This is a genomic window from Bacillus cereus group sp. BfR-BA-01355 (genome assembly GCF_022663675.1).
Lineage (GTDB): Bacteria > Bacillota > Bacilli > Bacillales > Bacillaceae_G > Bacillus_A > Bacillus_A thuringiensis_S.
The window spans coordinates 1-6,442 of sequence record NZ_JAKUFY010000178.1 but is presented as its reverse complement, the minus strand read 5'-3'; the positions used below and the strand labels follow the sequence as shown (position 1 = coordinate 6,442).

Here is a 6,442-nt window from a genome sequence, read left to right as displayed (position 1 = left end):
AACCACAGAACAAATACATACCGGTAGTGAAGTGATAAAGCACTCTATTCTTCAAATGAACAGTGTGCATGATGTTGTCGAGGAAACATCAAAAGTAATAGATAGACTTGTTACACGTACACAACAGATTGATACAGCCCTGGATGCAATCACTAATATTGCTGAGCAAACGAATCTTCTTGCTCTAAATGCTGCTATTGAAGCGGCACGTGCTGGAGAGAATGGGAAAGGATTTGCAGTGGTTGCAGCAGAAGTGAGAGATTTAGCTGAAAAGTCTAAAGAGTCCGCAAATGAAATTAACCATTTAATTAAATCGATTCAACAAGATACTCAAGATACAGTTCAAGTCATGCAAAAAGGAGAACAAAAGGCAGCAGAAGGAAAAGAAGCGGCCCACAAAGCGGATCAAACATTCTCATCTATTATGAGAGATATTGATAAAATTACAAGTCAAATTCAAGAAGTCTCTGCAGCAACAGAAGAGATGTCTGCCGGCACAGAAGAAGTAAATGCGTCTCTTTCACTAGTATCTGATACTGCAACACAAGTAGAAAGAGAAACAATTCAAACAGTACAATCAATTCAATCACAAGCAGTTTCAATCAAAGAAATTTCAATTCAATCCAACAGGATGAAAGAAAAGGTAGAAGAATTAACTGAATTGCTTTCAAGATTTATTATTACGAAACATGAAAAAAATTAATAAATGTGGATACAGTAACAATAATATATTCTTATTTTTATCAAAGTGAAAATTTTTGTAGAATAGATGGGATGGAAGGGAATTAAATGAATAACGAACTAAAGTATAATATTTACGAATTACAACAATTCATTCAAAAAACTTATTCTGATATTAAAACAGCATGTGATATTGCTATTTATCAAGAAAACAATTCTAAATATCTAATTTCATTAGGATTTTTAAATAAATCATATATAACTTATTTAGAAGCTAAAGGATTTTATCGTGAAAATGAAGAAATTGCAAGTGTAGAATTTGATAATTTCTTTGATGTGTATGATAAATTAGAACACGAATTAAAACGAGTTATTTCAAGAGAAGATAAAAATCCTTCATTACTACATAGTAGACTTAGTCAGTTTCAGCAGAAAGTTGAAAATATAAATGACCTAATAAAAGTAATACAAAATGCTCGTTAATGAATGTTTTTTCTTTGGTATATAGAAAGTAAACATTAAAAACATTTTAGAAAGAATCCGTTTTGTAAATCCATTTTAAGAACGGTGTGCAAATTGGCTATAAATCCATTTACCGATACTTTTTATGGGTTATGTTGGAAAGTAAAAAATACTTAAACTAATGGTAATTAATAAAAATCCATATTATTAAGTTAAAGTGGTTATCAAATCTGAGGAAGACTCCCTAAGGTGCCTTAAATTAGTAAAGCGCAGTATCCCCCTTTTTCATTTCTTCATTTAAATCTCAATATATTAATTATAAGATTTAAAATGTTATAATTAGTAAAGATTTCTAATAATTAGATTGAGAGGATACAATATTATGGGTTATAAATTTCGTAGAATTATCCAAGTTTCTCCGGGTGTGAAAATTAACTTTACATACACTAATTCGGGAGGAAGAACCGTTCCGCCTGAATCAAGAGTAACAACTTATGTACCTGGCACAGGAATCTCGTATACACCACGAATAGCAGAGTCAAATAACTATTATAAACAACGAGGATTTCAAAGACCAAACACTTCCTATCCCACTATGAATGAACAAGATTACAATACGATAAAAGTATTTGAGCCGGTAAGAGAAACCAATACTTACCTTGTTACTGCTTTTCGTAAGAAGGATAATCAAGTAAACTCCGTGGGTAGAAAACTAATGAAACCACTTTCCATAATTGCAGGCGTTTTTGCAGGACTATTCTTACTTATGATGCTTGTTATACCTGCTCTATTCCTGGCAGTCATGTCTTTCCTATGCTATAAAAATATAAAAACACCATTTGCAGTTGTATGCCCAGAATGTGATGCTGAGAATCTATTCATTTTTGAAGAAGAGAAAATTGCTTGTCGTAAATGTGAGAGCAATCTTATTATACAAAAATAAAAGACGTTCATTTGAGCGTCTTTTATTTTTGTTTGGACTTTTATTTTCAAAATCATAAAATTGGCATCAAGTCTTTTGTGAATATAATTATCTCACTTTAGCTTCAAGTGTTCCGTATTCTCAAATTCTTTGAGTTGATAGGTTTATTAGCTATATACATCTGTAATTTGGTCTTAGAAAATTCAGAAAATCACATTCCTATATACTTTCTATGCACCCTGACGATGTGTATAGTTCCCTAAAATTTGTTATTCTAGTTGTATACTATTTATAATTTATAGTCTTAATATATTATTATAAGAATGTATTTCTATGAATGGAAGGGGATATATTATGTTAACTGAATTACAAAAGAATTTTTTCTCAAAATTAAAAATTAAGCCAATAGAAAATGTGGAATTTGAAGATTTGCATACAATTCTTTTACAAATGGGGCACTTATTACCGTATGAAAATATAGACATCATGGAAGAAAACATGCAAGATTTTTCTAGAGATAATATTGAAGAAAAACTCCTTTTAAAGAATCGTGGCGGATTATGCTATGAGATTAATTCTTTATTATATTATTTTTTGTGTGATTGTGGATTTAATGTGTATCGAGTAGCTGGAACTCTATATGATCCAAAAAATAGAAAGTGGAACCCTGATGATGGTCATGTACTCATCGTTTTACAGCACAAAAATGAAAACTATATCATAGATGCTGGTTTTGCATCCTATCTTCCTTTACATCCGGTTCCTTTTCATGGTGACAGTGTAACTTCTGTGACGGGAGAATATCGTGTTCGTAAAAAAAACACAGAGAAAGGAACCCATGTATTTGAAATGAAAAAAGGAGAGAATGGAGAAACTTCTCATTTTCTTGATTCAGATCTTACTGATACCTGGTCAATCGGTTATGCTTTTTATCTAAACACTATTGATGAAAAGAAAGTGAATGCTATACAAAATATGGTTATAGAGCATCCGGAATCGCCAGTAAATAAGGGGAATATTATTTGTAAATTGATTGATCATGGCCATATTGCACTTACTAAGCAAAGTTTTACAGAAACCCAACATGGCAATAAATCTAAAAAGGAAATAACAGAGAAACAATATTATCAAATACTTAAAGAGAAGTTTAATATTTTTTAGACAAATAACATGAAGGAAGTTAGCTATAAACTTTTATGAATTGCAAGAGGGAAAATATAAATACAATTTCTCATTGTATCTTGTATTTTAACAGTATTGAGCAAAGTAAATGATTTTGAACTAGTTATTTTCTTCGCTTGGATAGCGGCATTATCAGGTGGGGAAAATTTAAAAATTTAATAGTGATTAGTTTACAAGTGCAAGAAGATAAATTCTATGGCATTATAGGACCTTCTAGATCTGACAAGACTTTGTAAAATTAGCATTTGTAGAAATAGTGATAAAAGACTCATGTATCTCATATTTTATTTTGGACTAAAATAGAAGAAATTAATAAGGTGCAGCAAGCAAACTTATTAGAAATGGAAAAGAAACTAGGCGTATTGAATTTCCCTATTAGGAGGTGGGGTAGCACTATGGCAGGAATGGAGATAGTGTTACACCATAAATGAGTTATATGATCGGTTAGGAGTAAGCAGCAGTACCCTTAGAAAATACTCGGATGTTCTTAAACAAGAAGGGGATGAGGTGAAAAGGAATAGTCGAGGGAGATGAGAATATACAGAGTTTGATGTGGATTCCTGAAAATTTTAATTGTTCATTTTGCACAAAACGCTTTTAAATAGTATCTCTATCATAATAAATTATGAAAATTTAAATATAGATAAATAGAGAAGAATGGTGCATTCATACTCATTAATCAGCACTAAAATCGAAATATAATTTACTATTTTTCGATGAATTTATAGTTGTAATAAAATATAATCTTTAAATCAATCTTAAACTAGAAAACTGTAACTTTTGAATTGGCAATGTAAATCTAATAGGCTGAAAATATAGCACTAAGATAATTGGAATTGATATTACTTTAATAAATAAAATATATCCAATTGCATATGCAACTTATGGTGACCTTTTAGCTGTTATTATCGTTTCCTTTTTCGTTTTAAAGTCAGGGGTTAGTATGAGGGAGAGGCTAAGAAGATAGTAAAGAAGTGGGAGACGTCTAAATTTGTAGTTGTAAATAAAGAGGTTTGATAAGAAATCCCTCACTTCTAAACGAAGTGAAAGTGGGGGAGTTCAAAAAGGATATTATAAAGAGCTGTGTTTAAATTAACGCACAGCATAAGATCCGTGCTGTTCAGATCGTAGTTAAAATCCACTTACTCATTTTTTAACGCGGAATCTGCTACTTTAAAAATTTTAATGGGAAAGCCAATAAAATATCTACAAAAAATAAAAAAAATTGAAAACCTATTATACGAGCTTATACATCAATAAAAGAACACGAATATATTGTCATTGAACAGTTTTTAAAAATTTAAAGTGATTTTAAAAGGAGATTAGATAATATGAGCGAACAATGTCCAATCAATGTACCTTGTGAGGCAGTAGGACAAACTCAAACACCATTAAGTGATGCAGCTGCAACACCAATTACTACGCCAGGAACACCGATTGTAAAAATCCCAGTTGTATTAGCTGAAAGAACAATTCAAATTGTTGTAGAATCCGATGTTCCATTAGATCCTCCAGCAGTTGAAATTAAACGTGTGTTAAAAAACGTATTTTTAACACAATGTAAGTTAGTTCCTGTTGCATTTACTCCCGTAGATGGTACACCTTATCGCCGAGTTACAAGAGCAAAATTATTTGTGCAAGGATATATTCGTAAAAACATTGAGTATGCATCTAGCGAGTGTAATGCACCTTTATTTGATCGTATCGCTAATATTAATTTTAGTGGGTTTGCAGATCTAACAGAAGATGATTTTCTATCATTAGCTTTAGTAGCTTCTTCCTCAGATACAACATCGCACTTTATTAATCCTAAAAATGGTGATTTACCGCGCCTAGACAAATACTTCTTCGAAAATGCTGTTTTTTATAACGAACAACCATATTGTGAATTAGTCAGTGCTCAATTTTTTGAATTAGACTTTTCCCCTTGTCCAACAGACTTAAACGAACCATTTGATACTCTTCGTGAAAAAATTGTACTAGACCTTACTTTAAAAGTTTTACAAGTACAACAAGTACAAGTGCTAGGATAAAACAAAGAAGCACTCATTTTGAGTGCTTCTTTGTTTTATAAACTTGTAACTAAGAAAATTTTTTATTTTACAAGTCCAACTCACTTAGAAAGAACACCAATGTCCGTTGATGTTCTTAAAAGGAAACTATAAATTGAAATAAGTGAGTGAAACCAATTCCAATTCTATAATATATGCTCGACTAACATTTATAGTGTTAAAAATTAGATATTATAATAGATGGAAACTTAGTTCTTATTTTTTAAAAATAAAAAGAAAATTTCTCTTTACCATTAGATTTTAATTTATTTACCAAACAAACGATTACAAAATGACTTCTTTTGTTCTGAAGTTGCTATGTCCTTATTATAAAGACTTCTAGAATTATTACTCCCATATTTAAAAGGATACCTTGATTTTTCGAAAAAAGGAGATCTTTATGCAAAGTACTTGATCCATTCCCTAGGTTCTTAGATAGCTCAAATCATAATAAGTTTGAGCTATAATTTTGTCAGCCCTCTGTTCTAAGTGATTTTTCATTTTCTATATAGTGTTTTCGTTACAACCGATAAGCTACGTGAATGCTAATTTAAAATGAATATCATATATATATTAAATTTCAAACTTGCTCAAGAACTTAATGATATTAAAAATTAGATTATGAATATATGGATATATGAATATATGAACGTAGAATATCGGCTGTAATAATACATTGATATTGCTCACTCTTTTAAAAATACAATAATTAAAACCTATAATATGTATTTTTATCATTTTAGCCAAGAAGACTCCTTCCTCAAGGAGCGTGAAGGGGCACAGTCCAGTGAGTAGGTGGGAGATGAATTGGCTTCGCACAAGGGTTGGCAGGAAGCCATCTTAATTGTTCGACATACAGAAAGTGTTACTCTATTACCTACCGAATGTACGTTCGGTGTATAATAGTCATATACCGAAATGGAGGTGAATCAAATAATGATTAATAAAGCCTATAAGTTTCGTATCTATCCAAATCAGGCACAAGCAATTCTAATCAACAAAACGATTGGGTGTTCTCGCTTTGTATTCAATCATTTCCTATCCTTATGGGATCAAGCATACAAAGAGACAGGAAAAGGCTTGACCTATGGTACATGCTCTGCCAAACTACCTGCCATGAAGAAAGAGCTTGTTTGGCTAAAAG

General features: G+C 31.2%; 6 protein-coding genes and 1 pseudogene. All 7 read left to right on the top strand.

Features of this window, described 5'->3' with window-relative positions:
* Positions 1-703: methyl-accepting chemotaxis protein (locus MR167_RS29810; RefSeq protein WP_242316117.1), on the top strand; the 703-nt coding region annotated here is incomplete at its 5' end.
* An 86-nt stretch (positions 704-789) separates the two neighbouring features.
* On the top strand, positions 790-1,164 hold the full coding sequence (locus MR167_RS29805) for a hypothetical protein (protein ID WP_242316116.1): 375 nt from the start codon (positions 790-792) through the stop codon (positions 1,162-1,164).
* Between the two features lie 361 nt (positions 1,165-1,525).
* Positions 1,526-2,086 (top strand): DUF4236 domain-containing protein, encoded by a 561-nt coding sequence (locus MR167_RS29800; RefSeq protein ID WP_242316115.1) that lies wholly within the window; start codon positions 1,526-1,528, stop codon positions 2,084-2,086.
* A gap of 333 nt (positions 2,087-2,419) precedes the next feature.
* Positions 2,420-3,226, top strand: coding sequence for an arylamine N-acetyltransferase family protein (locus tag MR167_RS29795; RefSeq protein WP_242316114.1), 807 nt, complete (start codon positions 2,420-2,422; stop codon positions 3,224-3,226).
* 444 nt (positions 3,227-3,670) lie between these two features.
* Positions 3,671-3,778 (top strand): annotated as a pseudogene (locus MR167_RS33780) (DUF3967 domain-containing protein); the annotation flags it as partial.
* Between the two features lie 800 nt (positions 3,779-4,578).
* Positions 4,579-5,280 carry a CsxC family protein gene (locus tag MR167_RS29790; protein ID WP_199689647.1) on the top strand — a complete coding sequence of 234 codons (702 nt, stop codon included), beginning with the start codon at positions 4,579-4,581 and terminating at the stop codon, positions 5,278-5,280.
* Between the two features lie 954 nt (positions 5,281-6,234).
* Positions 6,235-6,442 (top strand): helix-turn-helix domain-containing protein (locus MR167_RS29785; RefSeq protein ID WP_242316113.1); only part of this gene is annotated, 208 nt, incomplete at its 3' end.

Bases quoted from the DNA above. Each gene is read 5' to 3' on its own strand.
- MR167_RS29805 (WP_242316116.1), top strand. From the start codon at position 790: ATGAATAACGAACTAAAGTATAATATTTACGAATTACAACAATTCATT.
- MR167_RS29800 (WP_242316115.1), top strand. From the start codon at position 1,526: ATGGGTTATAAATTTCGTAGAATTATCCAAGTTTCTCCGGGTGTGAAA.
- MR167_RS29795 (WP_242316114.1), top strand. From the start codon at position 2,420: ATGTTAACTGAATTACAAAAGAATTTTTTCTCAAAATTAAAAATTAAG.
- MR167_RS29790 (WP_199689647.1), top strand. From the start codon at position 4,579: ATGAGCGAACAATGTCCAATCAATGTACCTTGTGAGGCAGTAGGACAA.